This is a genomic window from Acinetobacter sp. ANC 3832 (assembly GCF_002135415.1).
Classification (GTDB): Bacteria; Pseudomonadota; Gammaproteobacteria; order Pseudomonadales; family Moraxellaceae; genus Acinetobacter.
In genome coordinates this window covers 119,166-143,614 of record NZ_NEGJ01000007.1, presented here as the reverse complement: position 1 = coordinate 143,614, position 24,449 = coordinate 119,166, and the positions used below count along the sequence as shown (strand labels likewise).

The 24,449-nt window shown below is 37.4% G+C and carries 19 protein-coding genes and 8 tRNA genes; 17 read left to right on the top strand and 10 right to left on the bottom strand.

The genetic code is table 11. The features are described 5' to 3' along the window. Nucleotides 1–16: 16 nt before the first annotated feature. Nucleotides 17–1,144, bottom strand: a complete 1,128-nt coding sequence (locus tag B9T35_RS11270) for an efflux RND transporter periplasmic adaptor subunit (RefSeq protein ID WP_086191207.1) — start codon at nt 1,142–1,144, stop codon at nt 17–19. A gap of 48 nt (nt 1,145–1,192) precedes the next feature. Continuing rightward, entirely contained in the window at nt 1,193–1,771 is a 579-nt protein-coding gene (locus B9T35_RS11265; protein WP_086191251.1) for a hypothetical protein, read from the bottom strand. A 344-nt stretch (nt 1,772–2,115) separates the two neighbouring features. Here B9T35_RS11265 and pilG point away from each other — a divergent pair, with 344 nt between their 5' ends. The 6 genes from pilG to B9T35_RS11235 all read left to right on the top strand — a co-directional run bounded on the left by pilG (nt 2,116) and on the right by B9T35_RS11235 (nt 10,577). Then, entirely contained in the window at nt 2,116–2,499 is a 384-nt protein-coding gene (gene pilG, locus B9T35_RS11260; protein WP_086191206.1) for a twitching motility response regulator PilG, read from the top strand. A 25-nt stretch (nt 2,500–2,524) separates the two neighbouring features. Further along, the gene (locus B9T35_RS11255; RefSeq protein WP_086191205.1) at nt 2,525–2,893 is read left to right on the top strand and encodes a response regulator; all 369 of its coding nucleotides are present in this window, start codon (nt 2,525–2,527) and stop codon (nt 2,891–2,893) included. Nucleotides 2,894–2,896: 3 nt separating this feature from the next. Beyond that, a complete protein-coding gene (locus tag B9T35_RS11250; protein WP_086191204.1) occupies nt 2,897–3,433 on the top strand; it encodes a chemotaxis protein CheW in 537 nt (178 codons plus the stop codon). A 47-nt stretch (nt 3,434–3,480) separates the two neighbouring features. Next, nucleotides 3,481–5,550 (top strand): methyl-accepting chemotaxis protein, encoded by a 2,070-nt coding sequence (locus B9T35_RS11245; RefSeq protein WP_086191203.1) that lies wholly within the window; start codon nt 3,481–3,483, stop codon nt 5,548–5,550. 149 nt (nt 5,551–5,699) lie between these two features. Further along, the gene (locus tag B9T35_RS11240) at nt 5,700–10,106 is read left to right on the top strand and encodes an Hpt domain-containing protein (RefSeq protein ID WP_086191202.1); all 4,407 of its coding nucleotides are present in this window, start codon (nt 5,700–5,702) and stop codon (nt 10,104–10,106) included. 9 nt (nt 10,107–10,115) lie between these two features. Continuing rightward, nucleotides 10,116–10,577, top strand: coding sequence for a hypothetical protein (locus B9T35_RS11235; RefSeq protein WP_086191201.1), 462 nt, complete (start codon nt 10,116–10,118; stop codon nt 10,575–10,577). A gap of 69 nt (nt 10,578–10,646) precedes the next feature. Here B9T35_RS11235 and dapE read toward each other — a convergent pair whose 3' ends face one another. The 3 genes from dapE to B9T35_RS11220 form a co-directional block, all read right to left on the bottom strand. Continuing rightward, on the bottom strand, nt 10,647–11,783 hold the full coding sequence (gene dapE / locus B9T35_RS11230; RefSeq protein WP_086191200.1) for a succinyl-diaminopimelate desuccinylase: 1,137 nt from the start codon (nt 11,781–11,783) through the stop codon (nt 10,647–10,649). 196 nt (nt 11,784–11,979) lie between these two features. Then, the gene (locus B9T35_RS11225) at nt 11,980–12,123 is read right to left on the bottom strand and encodes an entericidin A/B family lipoprotein (protein ID WP_171264271.1); all 144 of its coding nucleotides are present in this window, start codon (nt 12,121–12,123) and stop codon (nt 11,980–11,982) included. Nucleotides 12,124–12,238: 115 nt separating this feature from the next. Then, nucleotides 12,239–13,087, bottom strand: coding sequence for a DUF1853 family protein (locus B9T35_RS11220; RefSeq protein WP_086191198.1), 849 nt, complete (start codon nt 13,085–13,087; stop codon nt 12,239–12,241). A gap of 105 nt (nt 13,088–13,192) precedes the next feature. On the opposite strand from B9T35_RS11220, the gene B9T35_RS11215 reads away from it, so the two are divergent. From B9T35_RS11215 to B9T35_RS11170, 10 genes are all read left to right on the top strand, one after another. After that, complete coding sequence (locus B9T35_RS11215) at nt 13,193–13,618, top strand: YbaN family protein (protein WP_086191197.1); 426 nt, start codon at nt 13,193–13,195, stop codon at nt 13,616–13,618. A 332-nt stretch (nt 13,619–13,950) separates the two neighbouring features. Then, nucleotides 13,951–14,026 (top strand) — tRNA-Val (locus B9T35_RS11210). A gap of 24 nt (nt 14,027–14,050) precedes the next feature. After that, nucleotides 14,051–14,127, top strand: a tRNA-Asp gene (locus tag B9T35_RS11205). A 47-nt stretch (nt 14,128–14,174) separates the two neighbouring features. Then, nucleotides 14,175–14,251, top strand: a tRNA-Asp gene (locus B9T35_RS11200). Between the two features lie 21 nt (nt 14,252–14,272). Next, a tRNA-Val gene (locus B9T35_RS11195) sits at nt 14,273–14,348 on the top strand. A 33-nt stretch (nt 14,349–14,381) separates the two neighbouring features. Further along, nucleotides 14,382–14,458, top strand: a tRNA-Asp gene (locus B9T35_RS11190). A gap of 82 nt (nt 14,459–14,540) precedes the next feature. Next, nucleotides 14,541–14,616, top strand: a tRNA-Val gene (locus B9T35_RS11185). Between the two features lie 57 nt (nt 14,617–14,673). Then, nucleotides 14,674–14,750: transfer RNA gene (locus B9T35_RS11180), tRNA-Asp, on the top strand. 94 nt (nt 14,751–14,844) lie between these two features. Continuing rightward, nucleotides 14,845–14,920 (top strand) — tRNA-Val (locus B9T35_RS11175). 74 nt (nt 14,921–14,994) lie between these two features. Beyond that, a complete protein-coding gene (locus B9T35_RS11170; protein ID WP_086191196.1) occupies nt 14,995–15,465 on the top strand; it encodes a DUF2750 domain-containing protein in 471 nt (156 codons plus the stop codon). Nucleotides 15,466–15,489: 24 nt separating this feature from the next. Here B9T35_RS11170 and B9T35_RS11165 read toward each other — a convergent pair whose 3' ends face one another. The 4 genes from B9T35_RS11165 to yccS all read right to left on the bottom strand — a co-directional run bounded on the left by B9T35_RS11165 (nt 15,490) and on the right by yccS (nt 22,038). Then, the gene (locus B9T35_RS11165; RefSeq protein ID WP_086191195.1) at nt 15,490–16,263 is read right to left on the bottom strand and encodes a YdcF family protein; all 774 of its coding nucleotides are present in this window, start codon (nt 16,261–16,263) and stop codon (nt 15,490–15,492) included. Nucleotides 16,264–16,407: 144 nt separating this feature from the next. Continuing rightward, complete coding sequence (locus tag B9T35_RS11160) at nt 16,408–19,011, bottom strand: PepSY domain-containing protein (protein WP_086191194.1); 2,604 nt, start codon at nt 19,009–19,011, stop codon at nt 16,408–16,410. Between the two features lie 198 nt (nt 19,012–19,209). Beyond that, nucleotides 19,210–19,770, bottom strand: coding sequence for a YcxB family protein (locus B9T35_RS11155; RefSeq protein ID WP_086191193.1), 561 nt, complete (start codon nt 19,768–19,770; stop codon nt 19,210–19,212). Between the two features lie 93 nt (nt 19,771–19,863). Then, nucleotides 19,864–22,038, bottom strand: coding sequence for a YccS family putative transporter (yccS, locus tag B9T35_RS11150; protein ID WP_086191192.1), 2,175 nt, complete (start codon nt 22,036–22,038; stop codon nt 19,864–19,866). Nucleotides 22,039–22,183: 145 nt separating this feature from the next. On the opposite strand from yccS, the gene B9T35_RS11145 reads away from it, so the two are divergent. Then, complete coding sequence (locus tag B9T35_RS11145) at nt 22,184–23,398, top strand: multidrug effflux MFS transporter (RefSeq protein WP_086191191.1); 1,215 nt, start codon at nt 22,184–22,186, stop codon at nt 23,396–23,398. A 92-nt stretch (nt 23,399–23,490) separates the two neighbouring features. Here the strand turns inward: B9T35_RS11145 and B9T35_RS11140 are convergent, their stop codons facing one another. Next, nucleotides 23,491–24,195 carry a nitroreductase gene (locus B9T35_RS11140; protein WP_086191190.1) on the bottom strand — a complete coding sequence of 235 codons (705 nt, stop codon included), beginning with the start codon at nt 24,193–24,195 and terminating at the stop codon, nt 23,491–23,493. Nucleotides 24,196–24,449 lie beyond the last annotated feature (254 nt).

Here is a 24,449-nt window from a genome sequence, read left to right as displayed (position 1 = left end):
TAAGTTGATCCTGTTTTTATGGTGTTGAAATCACAACAGGTTTGTTAATGTCATCCGCATGTAATTTGACGCGACTAATCAGGTCTTGATCTTGTAAACCTTTCACAATTGCAATGTTGTCGGGAGTGCGTTGTTCTAAAATCTGCAGTGGAATCTGTTGGACTTTATTGTTTCTTACGACCCAAACAAAGGGTTTGTTTTGAATATCTTGAATGGTATCTAAAGGAATCAATTGTCCCTGAATAGGGTTGCTCCCTAAAATAGCACCTTCAATGAATGATCCAATGCTTAAAGAAGTGATAGTTTCATTGGGTTGGGCAAAAAACTCAATTTGACGATTATTTTGATCTGCAATTGGCGAAATTCGGCTTAATGTTGCAGTTAATTTTTGTGGATTGCCTTGAATATTATATTGAATTTGACTGCCAATTTTTAATGCAGATTGTTGTTCAGTTGGTAATTTTGCTTGAATTTCTAAATGATCTGGATCAAAAATTTCAAATAAAGTTTGTCCAATAGAAACGGTTTGACCTGGTTCTACTTGACGTTTAGTAATCACGCCTGAAATTGGGCTTTTAAGGATGCCATCTTGATTGGCTTTGAGTGAAATATCGACATTGGCTTGTTGTGCTTTCACATTTTCAAGCTGAGCTTGATAATCTACCTGACTTTGTTCATATTCAACTTTTGAAATAAAACCTTGATCATATAAACGTTTTTTACGTTGCACCATATTTTGAGCTTGTTTTGCCTGTGCTTGTGTAGACGCTAAATTTGCTCGACTTTGTGCTAAACGAGCAGCATTATCTTGATTATTTAAATGAACAAGAACTTGTTCTTGAGACACTTTTTGCCCGACTTGAGCTGTGACATTGGTCGCCGTTGCAGTCACTTGTGCTTGAATAGAACTTTGATTAATGGCTCGAATAGTGCCAATGAAAAAGGATTTTGAAATAGAGGAACCTTGCTGAACTTTAACTAAGTCTTGTTGAATAAATTCAACTTTTGAGTCTTTGTTTTTTTGTTGAATATCAGTCGAAGTTGTTGGTTGTTTTTGGCAGGCGGTAATACTCAAACTTAAGCAAATGATCACACACTTGATGATCTTGCTAAAAGATTCTACCGTTCTCTGAGCATTTTGCATGCCATCCTCATCCTATAAAGTACATCAATGTTCAGTGGGAATTTTAAATTATTCAAATGTTTTTAATCGTTTAATAATTGTCTCGTAATCCTCTTGGGTTTTACGATAGTTTGTTTGTAACGATTCAATGGTATTTTTGGTAATTGTAATATTCTCGGTATTGAATCTGAGTCGATCTTTAATTTGCGTTGGTACTGGATTTCCTTTTCTAAAATATTCCATTTCTTGGCGTTTAAACAAAATTCGATCGCTTTGAAGTTGTTTGAGTTGACTTTGTTGTAGAGCAATTTGTTTCTTTATACTCGCAAGTTGCTCATCACGTTTATTGATGGCTACTGAGCTATTGCTATAGGCTCTTTTTAATTTTGCATCTTGTTCTTTTTGGCGTGCTTGTGATGCACGTGCGCCAGATTGTTGAGCATCTTTTTCGGCATTATATGCATAATTACGTTTAATGACTTGCATATTACGATCGAGTGCTTCATAGCCATAACGAATATGTGAAGGCGTGACAGAAGTACTAATATTGGCAATGCCTTTCTGATCATAATAGCGATACCAAACAGCTTTAGGCTGTTCAGTTATTGCAAATGCTTGCCCACTCAAAAAGAAAAAAGAGCAAAGCATGACTGCATAAATTTGTTTTTTCACAGTGGTTTTTCTGATGAACGTGTTAGACTCAATTTTGTTCAAGATTGGTCCCCTAGAAAATTGACGCATTAACTTATTTTTAGATAATAATTTTCTCATTCTAGGGCTTTGCAACAAATTTAGAAATATATAAGTACTAAAATAATGCACAATAAATTTATTTATGTGAGCATTTTAAAGTGTTACTTACAAAGTGAGAGTTGTGCCAAGAAATGTTCATTGATAAAGTAAGTAAATATATGTTAAAAAAAGCACATTAATTGTAAAAAATAAATGAGTTCAGCTCTGTAAACATCCAAATTAATGGGAAGGGTCGTTAAATGGACGAAAAATTTCAAAATCTAAAAGTGATGGTAATTGATGATTCAAAAACCATTCGTCGTACAGCTGAGACTTTATTACAAAGAGAAGGGTGCAATGTTGTGACAGCAGTGGATGGCTTTGAAGCGCTATCTAAAATTGCTGAAGCAAACCCTGATATCGTCTTTGTTGATATTATGATGCCACGTTTAGATGGTTACCAAACTTGTGCTTTGATTAAAAACTCACAGAATTATCAAAATATTCCAGTGGTAATGTTGTCAAGTAAAGACGGATTATTTGATCAAGCGAAAGGACGTGTTGTTGGGTCAGATGAATACTTAACTAAACCGTTCAGTAAAGATGAATTATTAAATGCGATTAGAAATCATGTAAGTGCTTAAATAAAAAATTTTATTGGGGAAAAAAATGGCGCGTATTCTTATTGTTGATGATTCACCAACAGAGATGTACCGATTTAAAGAAATTCTAAATAAGCATGGCTTTGAAGTTTTAGAAGCATCTAATGGTGCAGATGGGGTGACTTTGGCGCAAGCTGAACAACCTGATTTGGTGTTGATGGATGTTGTAATGCCTGGAGTCAACGGATTCCAAGCAACGCGTCAAATTGCGCGTGGTGAAAAGACGAAACATATTCCAATTGTTATTGTGAGTACGAAAGATCAAGACACCGACCGCGTTTGGGGTAAAAGACAGGGTGCAAGTGATTATTTAACGAAGCCTATTGATGAGACACAGTTGATTAGTGTCATTAAACAATATCTAACTGCGGTATAATATATGGCAGCAAATGGATTTATCGAATTACTTCGTTTATCTAAGCGTGGCAATAAAAACTATGCTGATAGTGAGCGAGAAGTAAACCGGTGGTCAGGCATTGCATTTGAAATGATGGGGCAGTATTTTGTTGCTCCATTAGGAGAAGTAGCGGAAGTTATCTATCCTCCGAAACTGACCTCAGTCCCGAATGTTCAGGGCTGGGTAAGAGGGCTTGCGAATATTCGCGGACGTTTGTTATCTGTCTCGGATTTGGCTTGCTTTATTTCGGGTGAAAGAAGTCCATTTCTGCCGACTCAAAAAGTCTTATGCATTAGCAATAATGATCATTACGTTGGTTTGATTGTAGATCAAGTTTTGGGAATTCAACATTTTAATAAGAAGAGTTTTTTTTCGGATAATAACGATTTAGAAGAAAAACTTAATAACTATTGTCAGGGATATTTTCAGCAGCACAATCAAGCTTGGAATATATTTTTGTTCAGTCGTTTGTTGAACGATTCGCAATACATGAATGCATCAGAGAAATTTATAAACTAGTTTCGACGCTGAATTTAGAACGGTTAGGCGTATCGGGGAGAAGCTGAATGGGCTTTAAACTTAAAAAGAAAAATATGGATGGGACTGCTCCAAAAAGTAGTTCGGTCGCAATAACAAAATTGAAGTTGAAATTTGATCAATTTTCTAAATTGTTCGGTGAAAGCGAAAAGTCTAAAACATTTCTCCAAATGGCAGCTGCAAGCTTAGCAGTCGCAATTTTATTCTTATTGATTTTGTTCTATACAGTTCCTCGAAATAACGACTTAACCCGTAGTTTGGGTGAGTTGCGCTTATTATCACAAACGATTTCTCGTCAAGCGACAGAAGCTACGGCTTCTGGTACGAAAGAGTCGATTGATGCTTTGGTGGCTTCACAGAAAAAATTTGCAGAAAACTTGCAGGTTGTGAAAGATACACATTCATCAAGTGCTCAAGTGAAAAATGTTGAAGATATTTGGAATAAAGTATCTGAAGATATTAGTTTGATTGCTTCGCAACAAAAAATCATTAATCACCTATACGATACCAATATTGCAATCAGTGAAGCAATTCCAGGTATTCAGGCTGAATATAACTTAATGGTTGACCAAATGGCGCGTGAAAACATGCCAAGTAGTCAGGTGGTTATTGCGAAAAACCAAGTATTTATCGCAGAACGTATTTTACGTTCTATTGGTTCAGTATTGGGTGGTTCTGATAACTCTCGTGCATCAGCAGATGACTTTAATGCCGACACTGAAACTTTTGGTGCGTATTTAGATGCACAGTTAAATGGTAATGCAGAGCTTGGTGTGACTCGTATTGATCAACCAGCAATGCGTGAATCATTAGAAAGTATCAAAGCCGATTATGATGAAGTATTGAAATCAGCTTCAAGTTCTGTATTGAATAACTCGACTCAAATTGTGAAGGTACGCCAAGCATCATCTGATGTCTTTGCTCAATCGGATAAGCTTCTTGAAGGTCTAAACAAGCTTTCTGTAAATACAGGTCTTGGAACAATTTTACCAGCATTGGTATTAATTCTTGCTTTAGCAGCATTCTTATTCTGTGTATTCAAACTCTTAGTATTACGTAGTGAATCAGATAAAGTTCGTGTAACGCGTCTACAAGATGAGTATGACCGTAACCAGAATGCGATTCTACGTTTACTAGATGAGATTGCAGACTTGGCAGATGGTGATTTGCGTTCATATGCAACAGTATCTGAAGATTTTACAGGTGCAATTGCCGATTCGATTAACTTCGCAATCGACCAATTACGTGACCTTGTTTCGCGTATCAATGAAACTTCACAAGAAGTTGCACACTATACGCAAACGACTCAGAGTATTACCAATCAGTTAGCTGAAGCTTCTGAACATCAGGCGCAAGAAATTGCGGGTGCATCGACAGCGATTAATGAAATTGCACAGTCGATTGACCACGTATCTGCCAATGCTGCTGAATCTGCGGACGTTGCATTACGTTCTGTACAGATTGCATCGAATGGTGCTGATGTCGTAAACCGCTCAATTGAAGGGATGGATACGATTCGTGAGCAGATTCAAGAAACCTCTAAACGTATTAAACGTTTAGGTGAGTCTTCTCAAGAGATTGGTAACATTGTCTCTTTGATTAATGATATTGCTGACCAAACCAACATCTTGGCATTAAATGCAGCAATTCAAGCATCGATGGCAGGTGAAGCAGGTCGTGGTTTCGCCGTGGTTGCCGATGAGGTACAGCGTCTTGCGGAGCGTTCAGCATCTGCAACGAAACAGATTGAAACACTGGTTAAAACGATTCAGACCGATACCAATGAAGCTGTAATTTCGATGGAGCAAACCACGTCAGAGGTTGTACGCGGTGCGAACTTGGCGAAAGATGCAGGTGTTGCATTGGATGAAATTCAATCTGTATCGAATAACTTGGCGAAATTGATTGCCAGCATTTCTGAATCTGCAAAACTACAGTCTGCTTCTGCAGGTCATATTGCAACGACGATGAATGTTGTACAAGAAATTACGTCACAGACGACGACTGCTACATTTGATACTGCTCGTTCAGTTTCTGAATTGGCAAATATGGCGGATTCATTACGTCAATCTGTAACAGACTTTAAACTACCTGAATAATCAGATTGATACTCTTCGGGGGAGCAGTATCTGTTGTCAAGTGGATATTGCTAGGGAAAATGATGACTCTGGGCTTGAGCTTATTTTTATAAGTCTTTAGTTCAGGGTTCAAGTCCCAATGAAGGGAACTAAACATAGAAGCCTGAGCTATGAAAGAAATATTAAAACATTTAGTTGAAACAACCGCTTTGCCTGAAGATAGTTATCTTGATCAGGATGCTGAGATTTTAGAAATTTTTGTAGAAGAACTTGATGAAATTTTTGAGAGTCTTCAGCCACTTATAGCAAAATGGGTACAAGACTCGAATCAAGATGAAGTCTTGGTCAATATGCGTCGCTATTTCCATACTCTAAAAGGGTCTGGCAGAATGGTTGGGGCAAAAAGTTCAGGTGAACTTGCTTGGACAGTTGAAGATACTCTAAATCGTGTTATTGCAAAAAATTTAGCAGTAACGACAACATTACAAGAATATGTAAATACTGTATTTAATATATATAAATATAAATTATATAAAGAATTTAAACAGATTCAACCTCCGCATCTTGATTTAAGACCACTGGTTCTATTAGGACAACAAATACAAAAAGGTCAAAGTATTGAACCTGCATTAGAAGAATTATTAACGCTTTCGAGTTTGTTAAATCATGAAAATGTGATCACTGGTCTAGAATTTGATGGTTCAGAAGCTTCTGCTAGCGCAGTACAACCTGTTGTTGAGTTGGATGCTGAAAGTGATAATTTATTATCTGAAACTTTAGCAATTTTTGTTGAAGAGTCTGAAGAGCATTTAGCGACAATTGAAGGTTTTTTACAACAAGAACAGCATAACCCTGAACAATACAATCGTTTGATTCGTGCATTACATACTTTGCGCGGTAGTTCATCTATGGCGCAAGTTGATGATGTATTTGAAGCCAGTGGTAAGGTCGAACATTTATTTAAAATGTTGGTGCAGGAAGATACTGAATCAAGCCTGAATGAAAATGCACTTTTAACGCATTATGCTGAGTTTGTACGTGATTATTTACACGTATTAAAAGCATCGGGTACCAGTGATACTCAGTTAAAAGGTATTTATCAAAAATTCAATGATGCTTGGGATCGTTATGGCTTCCAAGTTGAACAATTACATGATCAAGAAAATTCTGTAGATCTCGTTTCTCAATTGGTAAATTTGAACATCGATTTATTGTTAGATGCAGAATTTGAATTTGATCAACGTGCTAAAGCTGAATATCCAGAATACTTCAAACAATTGAGTCAACAAGCTCAGTTGCTCATTGAAAATACAGACAACCGTGCTTCACAAGGTATTCATGAGTTCTGTCTTGCGTTAAAAGCCAGTTATGATGCCATCTTAGATAAACAGACACTGTTAAATACTGATTATATCTTTGAATTATATGATCAAGCACATCAAGAGTTTATTCATTTATTTGATACTTTGGCTTCAGGTCAACGTGTTAATCTGGATGATAATACCAAACAGATTCTGCAAAAATTAAGTGATTATGTACTGCAAGATATTGAGCAGTTAGAACATTTTGTAGATTCACAGCAAGCTCAAACGCTTGAAAGTTTAGATGCGGGTATTGGTCAAGTTTCAGCTCAAATCCATAAAGATAAACAAACATTACATTCGGAAGCGACGTTAAAAGACTTCGATGCGGATGTACTGGAAATCTTTATTGAAGAAGCTGATGAGTTATTGGTTGGTATCGATCAAGATTTGAATACTTGGGCAAAAGATCTCAAAAATACAGATGCTTTAAATAATCTCATGCGTTATTTGCACACGTTAAAAGGTGGCGCAAACATGGTGCAAGCAGCCAATATTGGTTGGATTGCACATGAGTTAGAAACGATTTATGAACGTATTATCAAAAATCAAATGCATCCGAACGAACAATTGGTTCAGGGTATTCGTTTAATTCAAGATGATATTGCAGATCGTATTCAAATTTTGCGTGATCAAGGTTTAGATTATCCTGCTGATCATGTCCTCAATGTATTGCGTAATATTGATCGAGTGGGTCATGAAGAATTACCAGTTGTTGAAAGTAAAACAGCTATTGATTCGCAACACATCTTGCAGGATGTATCTGAGCAGTTTGAAGCTTCTGAACATTTGGCAAGTGATGAGATTATTTCTCCAGTGGTTCATGAAAAGTTAGCTTCAGATGAGCTGATTGATATATGGAAAACGAATCATGATGATGTTGATCCAGTTGAAAAAATTGCAAGAGAAAGCTATTTCGAAGAAGCTGAAGAGTTATTGCTTGATGCTAATAAAATCTTAACGCAATGGTTTGATCAGCGTAGTAACCGTAGTTTATTGCTTCAATTACAACGTATTGCCCACAGTTTGAAAGGTGGAGCAAAAATGGTCAACTTGGAGCAAGTAGCTGATATTTCCTATGAGTTAGAGAATGCATTTGAAAAATTTGCTGTACATAACTTTAACTCAAATGCATATGATTCACTGCTTCAAACGGCGTTTACTTGGTTAAAAGATGCAATTTTACGGAACAATTATCAACATTTTGAAACGCTAAAAAGTAATTTAGCCAATATTCAATACGTTGATGTTTCAGCACAATTACCGAATAAGTTGACTCGTACAGATTTGCTCTTGGATACACGTCCAGTTGAATTTGTGCAAGGTGATGGTACTGAACCACCTTCAATGTTAGGCGAGTGGGATTCTTCATCTAAGTCTGATCAAAATAATGAGATGATTCGTATTTCTGCTGATTTGGTCGAGAAAATGATCGACTTATCGGGTGAGAATGCGATTAACCGTTCACGTATTGAGATGGATTTAGGGCAACTCGGTAATACGCTCGGTGATATGGAGTTAGCGATCCAACGACTTGCCGATCAGTTGCGTCGTATGGAAGGTGAGTTAGAGTCTCAGATTATTGCGAAGCATGGTGATTTCAATTCACGTTATAGTGATTTTGACCCACTTGAGATGGATCAATATTCTTCATTGAATCAACTGTCTAAATCTCTTGCGGAATCTGCATCGGATTTGGTTGACTTCAAAGTAACATTATCTGAAAAGATTCGTGATACTGAAGGCTTGTTATTACAGCAATCGCGTATTCAGGCTGAAATTCAAGAAAGTTTGATGCGCACGCGTCTAGTACCATTCTCTAGATTATTACCGCGTTTACAACGTTTAGTACGTCAAACCGCTTCAACGTTGAACCGTCCTACGGAATTGATTGTTAACAATACTGAAGGTGAGTTAGACCGTACTATCCTAGAAAAATTGGTATCGCCTTTAGAACATATGTTACGTAATGCGATTGACCATGGTATTGAAGAGACATCTGAGCGTCAAAAACTCAAGAAACCGGTGACTGGACGTATTGATCTGAATATTACCCGTCAAGGTACAGATGTCATTGTGACTTTCAAAGATGATGGTAAAGGGATTGATGCTGCGAAAATCAAAGTCAAAGCTTTAGAGCAAGGCTTAATTAAAGCAGATCAACATCTTGAACCAGATGAAGCTTTACAATTAATTTTCCATCCAGGCTTTAGTACAGCATCACAAGTAACACAAATTTCAGGTCGTGGTGTGGGTCTCGATGTCGTACAAAGCGAGATTAAATCATTAGGCGGTCAAGTTACAGTTGAGTCTGAATTGGGGCAAGGGTCAACCTTTACCATTCGTGTACCAACAACAGTAGCAGTTAGTGATGCCTTGATGGTAAAAGTCGGTGATCAACAATTTGCTGTTCCATTATCACAAATTGATCGTATTGTTCGAATCTCACCTACTGCACTTGAAGAATTCTTTAACAGCAGAGAAGAATATTTCGATATCGATCAACAACCTTATAAACTTCGTTATTTGGCTGAGTTTGTTGCGCATCAGCCTATGCCGCGTTTACAAGGAGTTGCGCACTCATTACCTGTACTGTTGATTAAAGGGAATATGGGGCAAACCATTGCACTCTTAGTTGATCAGCTGGTTGGTTCTCGTTCGCAAATTGTGGTAAAACCAATTGGTCATCAGTTCTCAAATATTGGGTCAGTTGCAGGCGCAACCATTCTTGGTGATGGTCATGTTTGTTTAATTCTTGATGGTCAAAATATTGCACGACAAGTTCAAAGTCATCAACGTATTAAAGATTCCAGTGATCATCGTGAGGCTCAACGTCATCGCGATCAACGTCGTTTAGTCATGATTGTAGATGACTCTGTGACCGTACGTAAAGTAACCTCTCGTCTGCTTGAACGTAATGGTTTTGATGTAATTACCGCGAAAGATGGTGTTGATGCAATCGAACAGCTTGAAAATGTGAAACCTGATTTAATGTTACTTGATATTGAAATGCCGCGAATGGATGGTTTTGAGGTGACGAATTTGGTTCGTCATCATGAGATTCATCGTGATTTGCCAATTATCATGATTACATCACGAACAGGTGAAAAACATCGTGAGCGTGCATTCAGTTTAGGTGTAACGAACTATATGGGTAAACCATTCCAAGAAGCTGAATTATTGGAAAATATTACAGCATTATTGGAAACCAGCTAGGAAATTAATATGAGTCAAAATGAAATTCGCTCAGCGCTGGATAATGTAAGTACGCAAGAACTTCAGCATTTGATTACCGTATCAACAGGGTTTATTGATGCATACGTCATTGAGTGCTATGAAAAAGATCCAATGTTGTTGCCACAAAATGTTGTATTGTCAGCACTGGATAGTGCAACGCATGTAAATACGGTTGAGTGGCATGAAGTTAAATTGCCTGTTTTCAGTGTTAGTGATCCAAATCGTACATTAGGCGTAGCTTTGGTTATTGAAGGCGATGAGGATGAGCAACGTTTTGCATTGATGTGTAATGAGATGCCTAAATCGATTCGTTTACGTATTTCTGAAGTGGTTGATGATCATCAAACGATTCAAGATGACACGATTCTGCAATATGTATTAATCGGTGACAGTAAATATCACGTGCCGAACTTATCTCGTATTCAAACGAAAATCGGTTTGAGTGCTTGATTGGGCTGTTGATATAAGTTTTAAAAGAAAAAGGGACGCATGATGCGCCCCTTTTTTTTAAAAGAATATTTATTGAGCCAATAATTCCACAAGAATTTGTTCGTAAATTTCAGCCAAAGGTTCTAATTCATCAATATTGACATGTTCATTGATCTGGTGGATTGTTGCATTGAGTACACCGAGTTCGAGCACCTGTGCCCCCGTTGGAGCAATAAAGCGTCCATCTGATGTTCCACCGCTGGTTGAAAGTTCAGTTTCAGTGCCTGTTACATTTTTAATGGCTGTTCTCGCCGCATTTACAAGCTCACCTACAGGTGTTAGGAATGGAAGACCTGAAAGTGTCCATGAAATATCATAATCGACTTGATGACGATCTAAAATTTCAAGAACGCGGGCTTTTAATTGATCAGCAGTTAATTCAGTTGAGTAACGGAAGTTAAAAGTCACCGTCATTGTACCAGGGACAACATTGGTTGCACCTGTACCTGCTTGAATATTGGAAACTTGGAATGTGGTTGCAGGGAAGTATTCATTGCCATGATCCCACACTGTTTCACACAACTCAGTGATGGCTTTGGACGCTGTATGAATTGGGTTGATTGCAAGATGTGGGTATGCAACATGCCCTTGTTTGCCTTTAACGGTTAATACAGCATTCAATGAACCGCGACGACCATTTTTAATAATATCGCCCAATGTATTGGTACTTGATGGTTCACCAACCAAACACCATGTCATTTTTTCGTTACGAGCTTCTAATGTTTCAATGACTTTGACTGTACCGTTAATTGAAGGGCCTTCTTCATCTGAAGTAATCAGAAAAGCAATTGAACCCTTATGATTCGGATGATTCTTCACAAAGCGCTCTGAGGCAACAACCATTGCAGCAAGTGCAGTTTTCATATCTGCGCTGCCACGGCCATACAATTTGCCATCACGGATTTCAGGCAAGAAAGGATCTGATTCCCATGCATCTAAATGACCTGTAGGCACAACATCTGTATGTCCAGCAAAACAAAAGACTGGAGACTCTGTACCACGCCTTGCCCATAAGTTATCTACATCATCAAAACGCATATTTTCAATATTAAAACCAACACGACTTAAACGATTAGCCATAATGGGTTGGCAGGTATGATCGATAGGGGTAACGGAAGGTTGGCGAAGAAGTTGTAGGCTAAGCTCTAGTGTTTCAGAAGGATTCATATACAGAAAATCAAAGATCAAATTACTGGCTATAATAGAGGAAGATAAAACTGAATGACAATTTAAATGAAATCCCAAATATAAAAAGTAGACATTGACTGGGTAAAGATTGATGAATTTTATCGTTGCATCATCTTAGATTTTTACATAAAAAAGCCCTATCCGATTGATAAGGCTTTTTAAGTTCAATTTAGAATTACATTTTATTTTCAGTTTTTTCAGCTGTGTTTGTTACAGCATCACCTGCTTTAGAGACATCTTTTCCCATTCCTTTGAATGTATTACACCCTGTAAGTGCAAAAGCAACGATTAAAGAAGCAGCTAGGATTTTTTTCATCATCATCTCCAATTTTAATTTATTCCTGATGTCTATTTAGCTTAGAAAAAAATCAAAAAGATAACTACAAAGGTTTTATGTGAAAAACGTTATGAAATGTATGTCAAATCAATAAAATTTACATGTATTTAACATTTGTGCATAAAGTCGGGGCTTGACGGAACATGTAATATCGTTCTTGATCTATATGTCGATATAAACCATTGGTCCACCATTTGGCTTCATCTGAGCTTAAAGCTAAATCATGACAAATCCACTCTTGGCGTTGTAAGCGATAATAGTCTTTATCGAATAGGGTATATCCCCAAGTCCCTAATCTACGTGTCGAATTGAGCCAAAAGGGGGTAGTTTCATTGGTTTTTAAATGAGGTGTATAAAGTTGACCTTTTAAGACCACGAAGCGCTGTTGAATTGAATAGCCTTTGGCTTGCTCAAATTGAAATTGCTTATGACTGAAATGATGTAATTTACGCTGTAAGGTATCACTACGATTAAGACCATACCAATGTTCTAAGCTAAAATTTGCTTCAGCAAGATAGAATTTTAATGCAACTTCCCAATGTTCGATGCTTTGGGTATTCTTATTAAAAAGTAAAAAGTCGAGTTCACCTAAAGTATTCCGTCCATCAATGATCTGAATGCTATGTCCGAGCAACTCGTAATCATGGTATTCAGCATCGCAGAGCCAAAACCACATCAAATGTTCAAAACGCAAACCCAGACGAGTACTTTTTAAACGTGAAATAAAATCAATCAACGCTTGGGGATTTTCATCCAACTGTTTCAGTCGCGGTTGATATCTTAAATATTGTGTAGACCAAAAGTCTGGCTGATGGAGTTCGAAGGTGTGGCGTAGATCAAGTTCATCTGGAATATTTTGCAAAATATTCGGACTGGCAATCGTAAAGGCGAGTTGCCTAACTATAGGCTGTTTATAGAGAAGCCAAGGTTCAAAAAAAATCGGCATAGATGGTATCCACAACAATTTAACTAAAAGTGAAAAACAAATTAGAAAATGGGGAAGGCTTTAAAAAGAGATATACTAACCGAATTCATTCAAATGAGTTGCTGTATGAAAATATTGTTTTGGCGATCCCTAGTTATTATCTTTATTATACTAGGTTTTATTGGTGCGCTTTTACCGGGTATGCCAACCACAGTATTTTTAATCTTAGCGGCTTGGGCTGCTTCCAAAGGCTGGCCACAAATGGATGCATGGTTAATGAATCATCCTAAATATGGTACAAATTTACGTGCATGGCGTGAGAATGGCACTGTACCCAGAAAAGCCAAATGGATAGCCAGTATCATGATGTCGATTAGCGCAATCATCATGCTCTTTACCAATGCACCACTTCTGGTCAAGGTCTTTACAAATTTAACCATGTTGATAGTGGCAATATGGCTATGGACACGACCCGAACAAAAGATGAGTTTATCTTTTAATGATGAAAAAATAACGATGCAAACTGATCTTATTGAGAAAAAGATAAAGTAAAAGATGTTATTTCTATGCATTGAAGCTATTTAATGCATATTAATTTTTGAATCAGGGTGGATATTGAACGTTGATTTAAGAGATATTCTGTCATTTTATCGAGAAGGCTACTTAAATAAGTCTGAGTCAACAGTTTAAACTGAATTTAAAAGTAGAAAATTTCAAATTTAAAATGGCATAAACAGATAAATAATAAACAAAAAACCATATTTTTTGCTCAAATGATCTATTTTTTAATCACTCAAACCTAAAAAACTTAAAACCAAGAGAAAAGCGTTTGACACCCTGCGAAGATTCTCTATAATGCACCTCACAAACGATAAAGTCGTTAAGGGCGCTTAGCTCAGTTGGTAGAGCGTCTGCCTTACAAGCAGAATGTCGGCGGTTCGATCCCGTCAGCGCCCACCAAGCTCTTTACGTTAGGAATTATGTGCAGCGGTAGTTCAGTTGGTTAGAATATCGGCCTGTCACGCCGAGGGTCGCGGGTTCGAGTCCCGTCCGCTGCGCCACTTAATTCTTAATATTGTTTGTACCACAATCGTGAAATTGTGTAGATGCAGCGGTAGTTCAGTTGGTTAGAATATCGGCCTGTCACGCCGAGGGTCGCGGGTTCGAGTCCCGTCCGCTGCGCCATTTACACTTTCGATCTATTGAGGGCGCTTAGCTCAGTTGGTAGAGCGTCTGCCTTACAAGCAGAATGTCGGCGGTTCGATCCCGTCAGCGCCCACCAAGTTTTACTTTATAGCAATATAAAGACCGCAGTGCAGCGGTAGTTCAGTTGGTTAGAATATCGGCCTGTCACGCCGAGGGTCGCGGGTTCGAGTCCCGTCCGCTGCGCCATTTATTTAGATTTCTGATCTTCATAAATGAAAGTAAGATTTATCTTACACAATAAAAATAGGATGACTATTTTTAAGACTCAGGGCGCTTAGCTCAGTTGGTAGAGCGTCTGCCTTACAAGCAGAATGTCGGCGGTTCGATCCCGTCAGCGCCCACCATATAAAGTGACTTTAGCTTTAAAGAACATTACTTTACCTTTGTGTAAAGTACCGTATGCAGCGGTAGTTCAGTTGGTTAGAATATCGGCCTGTCACGCCGAGGGTCGCGGGTTCGAGTCCCGTCCGCTGCGCCATTTATTTTAAATTCCTGAGATTTAAAATATTTGAATACCAAGACAACATCAGTTTGTCTTGCGTCATAAAAACAACACAGTTGTTTTTTCCTCAGGGCGCTTAGCTCAGTTGGTAGAGCGTCTGCCTTACAAGCAGAATGTCGGCGGTTCGATCCCGTCAGCGCCCACCATACATCGTACACATCTATCAAGTTCTATTTATTTTCTGTAAAATAAGCCTATAACTATTTTTATAAAAATGATCATGAGAAATCCTTATCAGCGTAAAGCGACTTCAAATCAAAATTCTAATTTTTCTGCAAAAGACATTTATAAACAATTTGTTGAAACCATTACTGCTCAAACCAAAATCTATGCTTTATATAAGGATGGCTGGGCTTTATGTGCAACACCATCAGGTCAACAAACATTAGCAATTTGGCAAAGTAAGGGTTTGGCTCAATTACTGATTAAAGATAATTGGGTGGGGTATAAAGTCGAGGAAATTCCATTAGTTGCTTTTATTGATCATATGATTCCTTATATTAGACAAAATAATACGCATCTTTCATTGAATTTAACCCCTGAAGGTCAAAATGTTTTGGTTTCAGGGGATGTATTTCTTCTTGATTTAAAAAAATATTTATATCAGCTGTACACGACTCAACCTGAGTTGTTTAAAAATGCTGAATTACCATCACCTCGAAAAATTCGCATTCATCAAAAGTCTGAATGAATGCATGTGTTAGTGTATTTTTATTTAATACTCACCCAATACCCAACCACTTAGATAAGCAAAATACTCTCTTAGCCATGCGTTATAACGTGTGGCTAAAGGTGTTGGTGCGCTAATTGTGGTGAAATGTAGATAACCTTGTTTTTGAGCAATCGCCGCTGCTCTTAAAGTATGAAAATCACTTGTTACGATTGCAATCGGTAAGTTTAATTTTAAGCCGTACCTTTGTAGAATCTTTTGACTATTTTTAAGATTTAAGTCTGTACTGGTACTTTGATCTTCTAAAGCAATCTTTGATGAAACAATATGATATTGATCTTGTAGATATTTAGACATGATTTCAGCCTCAGTTTGCTGTTCACCATAATCCAACCCACCACTGACAATAATAAGTGCGTCGGGTTGGGTTTCAGCGAATTGAGCTGCTGTATCTAAGCGAGCTGCAAGCGTAGGAGAGGCTTTACCTTGAGTGATACCACTGCCAAGTACAATAATGGCTTCAACAGGTTGAGTGTGGTTATTTTGCTGTGTTTTTTGATGTAAATATAAGAAAAAACCAAAGAGGCTAATGCTCCAAATAATAAAGACCATCCAACTGATTTTCCAAAACGTATATAGTTGTTGATGGTTTTTTAAATATTGCTGAATTTTTGCATAAAATAAAGCATAGCCTAAAAATATTAGACCTACGAAGAACGGTATAATTGTGCCCAAGTGAATTTTCTTTTGTAAGATGAGAATGAAGCCATCGCTGAATAAGATCAGTCCGATAATCAATAAAAAAATTCGTAATAGCATGATTTAGATATTCGTTTGAGTGGATATATTTTAATTGAATAGTCTAAAGAGTTTGATGGATGATTTCAGTGACTCTATGAAAAACCGAGCAGATTTGCTCGGTTTTTTTGCAACAGAATTTAAAACTTATCTCTTAGATCTAGATTAATAGACATCTCGACGATAACGACCTTGTCGTCGTAATTCATCTACAGTTTCTTCACCTAAAATATCAATCAATACTTGGTCAACATCACTGGCCATGCCTTGTATACTCCCGCACACATAGATCACAGCATCATTGGTAATCCAAGTTTTAAGTAACTCAGCTTGTTCAGTCAGCTTATGGTGAACATATATTTTCTGAGATTGATCTCGTGAAAATGCCAAATCAAGACGTTTCAGCATGGCTGTATTTTGCCAAGCTTGGATGGTGTTTTTGTAGAAATAATCACAAGATTGTTGGCGTTCACCAAAGATGAGCCAGTTTTCAATATGATCAGCACGAACACGTGCAGAAATTAAACTCATTAGTCCAGCAATACCTGTCCCATTACCAATACAAATAATCGGACGATTGTCTGTAATTAAATGGAATGATTCATTGGTACGAATACGCAATGAAATTTTGCTTCGCAAAGCAGTATGTTCGGTTAACCATCCTGAACCTAAGCCTAATTCACCTTGCTTATTGCTTTGTTGGCGTACAACTAAACGTAAAACTTGCTGAGATGGGATGCTGGCAATAGAGTATTCACGTGTTGGTAATTCAGGTAACTGCTCAAGTAAGTGTTCCATATTGGCAAAAGGTTCGACTTCGATCGATAAGTCGCGATTCCATAGAGCCTGTTGGATGGTGACATTTAATGAATCTACGAGAGTCTCTGCATTTACTTGATATTTGTTTAAAAAAGTGTGAATCCGTTCAGTACTATTTCCTGGTTGAATTTCAGCAATATCACCTGCTTGCCAGTTTGGAATATGATCTGCTTGTAATTCAATGTTATAAGCAGGCGCACCTAAGCTATTTGGATTGAGTAGATCACGTTTTGTTAATTTCCATTCATCGAAAACCTTATCAATAGACATTGCCTGTAAATCAAGCTTGGTACTTTTGGCTAAAGCGGTATTCCATAATTGAATATCTGCATTATTGCCATTATCAACTTCAATGGTCGCAAAGCGTTGTTGTGCTCCATTTTGCTTTAACCAAGCATCAATGCGATGACCAAAACTACAATAGCTCTCAGGATATTCTTTAGAACCTAAGGCTAAAACCGCATAGCTCAATTCACTTAAGTCTAATCTGCTATTCAGCATTTTTTTCTCAAACTGAGTGGCCAAATCAGGTGCTTCACCTGTGCCATAAGTACTGACAATAAATAGAACTTGTTTGGTTTGAACTAATTCATCGGATGTTAAGTGTTGAATTGCTTTTACTGTGGCAGGTTGATGAGCTTCTTGTAAGCTTGTTGCTGTACGCCATGCAAGTTGTTCAGAAACGCCCGTTTGCGATGCATAGACAATCAACCAAGGTGTTGCACTTGGATCAATTTGAAAACCTGAAGCTGTATTACGCGCAGCCAAAGTGAGTTTCTTTTGCTTACGACGCTTTAGATATAACAGCCAACCAGTAATAAAGAACAGTGGCATTGCTAAAGCGGCAAGCATCACAATGAATTGGAATACAGGGCCAAAAAAGCTACCACGATGTACAGGTAGCATGCTGCTCATGATTTTTTCATTTAGCTTTTTGTCTTCATACAGTTCAAGTTTTTCTATTTTTGCAGTTTGATAATTATAAGTGGCTTTATTTCGTGCACGTTCATGCTGTGGTATTGCATCAACAAAGGTCAGTTCTACTTTACTGTCTGCTTTCTTTGGAATAGACAAGGTGAGGGTAGAGTAATCTCGTCCAACTTGGGCATTAAAGCCTGTCCAAGTCTGAGTTAAAGCCATATTGATTTGTTCAGGCTTCAATCCTTTTTTATCGTCACGTTTACCGTGCTTATTATTCTCAGCTTGAGCGGGTTTTTCATTTTTTTGAGCTTTACCACCTGTACCACTACGTCCACCTGCTTGCATTTCAGCTTGAGGCGGTTCTACGCCTAAAACCTTAAACATGCCATTACGCCACCAGTCATAAGACCAATAGAGTCCTGTACAAGCGAGAATTAAATAGAAAATAATCACCCACGTTCCAACCACAGCATGTAAATCCCAAAGGAAGTTTCTGCCTTTGAGTTTTGGTTTAATGGTAAACCATTGCTTAAATGAATGTTTTTTCGGCCAACGTAAATACAATCCACTCAATACAAAGAAAATTAACATCAGTGTACAAGCACCCGTAATTTGCTTACCGATTTCACCCACTGTTAAATTACGATGTAATTGTTGGATGAATTGAAAAAACTCTTTTCCTTTTACATCAGGTAGAACTTCAGCGGTATAAGGATTAATCATCATGTTGTAACCCTTGCGAGCACCTTCTTTGACGATATTAATACTTGAAGATTCCGTTGGAGATTTAGCCACCGTGATACTGTTAATTTTCATATCAGGATTGGCCGTTTGGAAGTGTTGATAGACTTCGGCAGGGCTTAACTTGGCTGTATTTTCTACTTGAACCGTATAACTTTCGGGACTAATCCATTTTTGAATTTGTTGTTCATAAGAATAGATTGCCCCAGTCACACCCATAATAGAAAGTATGAGCCCAGCGGTAATCCCTAAGAACCAGTGTATTTGAAAAAAAGTTTTCTTAAACATGAGTGTTGAGAGAGGTGTGAGTTTTTAGATGGCGAAATTATAACTGAAGACTCGGTAGAGAATATGTATTTGTAGATAATATTTATTCTCATTATCATTTTTATTGGTGATTAGTTTTATGAGTATAACTCATAGAAAAGCCTCCGAAAAAGGAGGCTTTTATTCGACTTCTTTATATAAGTTTATTACAACTTAGAATTAAAGTGTTTTAGGCTCGCCAACCACTTCTTTTAAGTGTTTACGTACAGAGCTGAAAGGGAAGTTTTTGCTATCCATACGTTTTGGTAAAATATACGCACCTTGTTGATCTTTTACTTTGAAGTTCACCAATAGGAACTCTGGCGTATTATACCATTCGTAAATATCTTTCCAAGCGATGGTACCAACACCTTCTTGACCATTCATATTTTGACGCATCACAATGCCGTGAGGCTGAACACCTAATTTAATGCCTTTAATTTCCTGAGCAGGGAATTCATTCATTTTGCGTTTAACGTACCATTCTAAACCGAACTTACGGACAAGAAGGTAAATTGCAACACAGGCAAGTGCCACCCAAAAAATAATAGTTGAGTAGTTTTTTATAAAAATAATACCCAATAATGAAAGCGCAACAATTACGCCCATAATTGCCCAAGCTTTGGTTCCAATTTTATTTGTACTTCGCCAAATCAACAATTGTGCATAACGTTGTTCAGCTTCAGAAACTTCATAAGGAACAGGTTGTAAGGTATAAGCGTAAAGATTTTTCGCGGTCATAGTGTCAATAACAATGTATGTTTAAAACTAGGCAGAGTTTAGCATTAAATTAGTACAATCAGTGAGTATATTGTACCAATTTACGAGGCAAATTTAGAGTGAAGCCAATTCAGTAGATTGATCATCACGGTCATGACTTAGGCTTTGTTTTAACGTACTTAATCGTTTTAAAATACTAAACATAAGCGAAAGTTGTTGTAATATTATCAATGCCTTAGATGAGTCTTCATCTGTACTGTTTAAACGTGTACGAATGGTTTGCAACATATTATGTGTGGATAGATCAGGCATCTCATCCCCTAATAAAGCGCCTTTAATATCATCTAAAGCTTGATCGAGTAGCGCTAAAATTTCTGCATCATGGATTTGTTCACGATGTGCACCTAAAGCGGCAATATAGCTAATAAAAGTGTGATTGAGACAGAGAAACTCAAATGCCAATGCTTTCTGCGTAGGATCAAAATCAGGTTCAGTGGCTAAGGTCGAAATGAGTGATGCAACTTCAGCATCGGTATTGTGTGCCGCACGTCGTACAATACGATAATTCAAACCATTGTTACGACCCTGATGGTATTGCATCACGACTTCAGATAAATAGTTACACTGCGCTTCTAAGGAACGGGTAATAGTGCGTGGTAAACGACGGAATTTCCAGTCAGGGAAAATAAAGCTGACACCAAACCATGCCAATGCACAACCAATAATCGTGTCGACCATACGAGGGACAGCAGCTTCAAAACCTAAGCCATCTAAATTGAAATTAATTAAAGCCATAATGGTAATAAAAGCAGTTGCTTGGGCATATTGTTTACTGCGTAAATCAAAAAAGAGTACGCCACTAATCACCAATAATAAAAGTTGCCCTTCAATAGAGGGCACAAAATAGAGCACAGCATAACCAAGAATAATACCGCCTAAAGTGCCTAAAATTCGTAGGCGTAAACGACGTTTTGTCGCATTGAAATTGGGTTGGCTGACAAATAATGCGGTTAATAAAACCCAATAACCATATTCTATTTGAGAAACCTGAACAAAAATATAGCCAATTAATAAAACAATGGATACTCGAATTGCATGGCGGAATAATACGGATTCAGGTGTTAAATTTTGTTTAATTCGAATGATAATATCATCCCAACCTTTTAAATCGTCATCTTTCAACTGGGTTTCAAAATTCTTATTTTTATCCAGTTTGATATGCTGTTCAGTTTCAACATTTCGCAATTGTGCATCAATTGATTTTAAATTTTGATAGAGCGAAAACAATGCATTGATCCAAATTTGATCATAGCTTTGTTCATCTTTTAATTTTTCTAGAGAGTGTCTTAAATTCTTAAAAGAATGTTCAAAACGGCTGTTATGTTGATAGGTTGAAAGATGCAAAATGCTATCGCTTAAGTCCTTACAGGCTTTGCCTTGTAGTGACAAAATACGTTGGAAGCGGAATAAAATATCACTGTGCTCAAACATTTTTGCCAATTTTTGATAATCAATATGGGCTGAATCTGCACGTTCATGAATATCTTGAGCAACAAAATAATATTGTAAACTACGACGAGTATCTTTTTGCCCTCGGTCACCTTTTAAGCGAGTAAGCAGAGCAGTTTTCATATCATTAAAAAAGGTAATTAATTGTACATTTTCTAAAGATAAGCTAATCATACTTTGTTGATAGCTATCGGGTGTCATATCGACATCAAATAAATTTGACTTGGAAAATAAGAAATTACCGAGTGCAGAATAGCATTGCGATAATTTATCTTGAACCTGCCGAACTGGAAACAATAGAAAACTAATGGTTGAAATGATGCCATACCACATTGCACCTGTGACCAATAACACAGCTTGTGCATACCATTCTTCAAAGAGGTGAACACCGAGCATTGAATATACTGAAATCACCAAACAACCATAAGAAATCGTTGCATAACGACGACCAAGTGAACCCAATAAAATCCAACCGATACAGGATAGAATTAAACCAATTGCAAATAAAAAAGGATAAGGAAATAAAAACTGTATGGATGCGGCTGTAATAAAAAATCCTACATAGGTATAGATAAGATTCATAATTCTGACCGAAAAACGATCATCGATATCACTTAAACCCGCAGCAACGACACCCAATGTCAGCGGAATTGTCATTAATTGGTGACCCAAAAAATAAGGAACAAAAGCTGTACCTGAAAACGCGATAATCATGCGCAGGTTATACATAAAAGTCGTGTTGTATGTTGCTTTACGCAGTTGGGTCAGCCAAGTATTCAAGGTTGAATCCTTATCCATTGCTGTGGTTAGAAATAATTTGAATATACTATTGTTAATGTGAAGATTCACTTATCTACAGGCGAAATAATACTATGTAGCGTGTAAACTTGTCTGCATTCTTCCTATTTAAATTAGAAATAACCTTATGTCTGAGCAAAACACTAGGCGACAATATTCGACAGGTTGGATCATGTTGTTGGCTTTATTTACATCATTGGGGCCGTTGTCCATTGATATGTATTTACCAGCACTGCCACAAATGGCGAATGATTTTGGAGTAACTACGCCAATCATTGCCAATACCTTACCTGCTTACTTTTTAGGTTTAGCGATTGGTCAATTGATTTATGGCCCGATTAGTGACCGTATTGGGCGTAAGAAACCATTATATTTTGGAATGACGCTCTTCGCATTGGCAAGCTTGCTCTGTGTTTTTGCTACAGATCAATGGTTTTTGATTGCTGCAAGAATTTTGCAAGCATTGGGTGGTTGTGTCGGAGTGGTTATGGCTCGAGCAGCCATACGTGATCGCCTAGATATGCAAGCTTCTGCTCAGGCTTTTGCCAGTATGATGATTGTTATGGGGATTGCGCCTATTTTAGCACCCACTCTAGGTGCATGGATTTTACACTTTTTCAATTGGCATGCCATTTTTGTTGCTTTGGCTTTGATTGGTGTGTTTTGCTTACTCTGTGTACATTTTTTCTTTAAAGAAACGCTACAACCTGAACGTCGATTAAAGCTTAATTTTGCACAAGTTTTTATTCTATATTCAGCAATTTTAAAGGATAAAAGTTTTAGATATCCAATGATTGCAGGCTGTTTCACAGGCGGTGCATTATTTTGTTATATCAGTTCAGCTTCAGCCGTATTAATGGATCAATATCAGTTAAGTCAGCAAAATTTTGCTTATGCATTTGGATTTAATGCCTTCGGGATCATTATTTTATCTTCACTGAATAAACGTTTGGCACGTAAACTGACGGTGATTCAGCGCTTAAAAACAGGGGGAATTATTCAGGTAACTGGAGCCGTCATTATTGTGATTTCAGGTTTAATTACTCAAGCGCCTTTATGGATGGTGATGTTTGGATTATTCATGACTGTTTCAGGAATAGGTTTTACTGGCCCAAACTCAATGGCATTGGCGATGTCTCAGCAAGGGGCAAGAGCAGGTACGGCAAGTGCTCTGATGGGAAGTATTCAATTTTCTTGCGGTTTATTAGGTGGGTTGATGTTGAACTTCCTTGTCTGGAATGCTCTGTTTAATATGGGAATTCTGATGTTGTTCTTCACTTCCATTGGTTTATTTGCCATTTTTGCAGTCGCTAAACAGCAACAATTAAAACAAGCGCATTAATTAGGTGGCATGTTGTATCGAGAAAAGAGACTCCATCGAGTCTCTTTTTATAATGTCATTTTAATTATGCACATATATAAGAAGCTTATTGATTAGTCTAAAAATACGCTAAAGTTATCTGCTGATTCACGTGGTGTAATAAATGTATTCACAATATGATCTGGATCTGCATAACCAAGAGCAATCGCACAAATTAAGTCTTCATCTTCAGGCGCATTTAGTACCTCTAAAACAATAGAATGAAACGGATTCCAAGCAGCTTGAGGACAGGTGTCTAAACCACGTGCTTTAGCAGCAACCATGACATTTTGAATCATCATCGAAATATCCATTTTTGCGCCAATGCCCATTGCTTTATTGAGCGTAAAGAACAAAGCGACAGGAGCATCAAATAACTGATAATTACGCAAGTGTTGTGCTGCCATTTTTTCTTTTTCACCTTTTTGTATGCCCAATAGACCATAAAGTCCCCAACCATTTTCACGTCGACGATCAATGAAAGGTGAAACCCATTTTTCAGGGTAATAAAGGAATGTTTCTTGGTATTGAGTTGCAAGCTCAGGGGTTTTGAAGATTTCAATTTGTGTCTGACAGACTTTCTGAATCATCTCTTCTCGTTTTTGTCCTGTCACTACATAAACCTTCCAAGGCTGCGTATTGGTTCCAGAAGGTGCACGGCCAGCAACATTTAAAATATCTTTAATAATCTGTTTTTCGATAGGGGTATTTAAAAATGCACGTACTGAATGACGGCTTGTAATTGCTTCATCAACAAGGCGAACTTGCTCTAAATTCATAAAAACTCCAGTTTGGTCTGTTACTTCCGTGCTATAGACTATATACAATAGTCGTACGAATGAAAGTTATCAGTTTAAACAAAAACAGCTAAGCCCTAGAATATATAAAGAATTCAGAATTATTAATCTGAAAATATGATTGATTATTAAACAATAGTCGGTAAAACTGATTTCAATAAAGTTCAGAAATTGTTAGATTACACTTATGTGTTAATACACATTATGTTACTTATAAGTTTTAAAGCTTTTTTTAT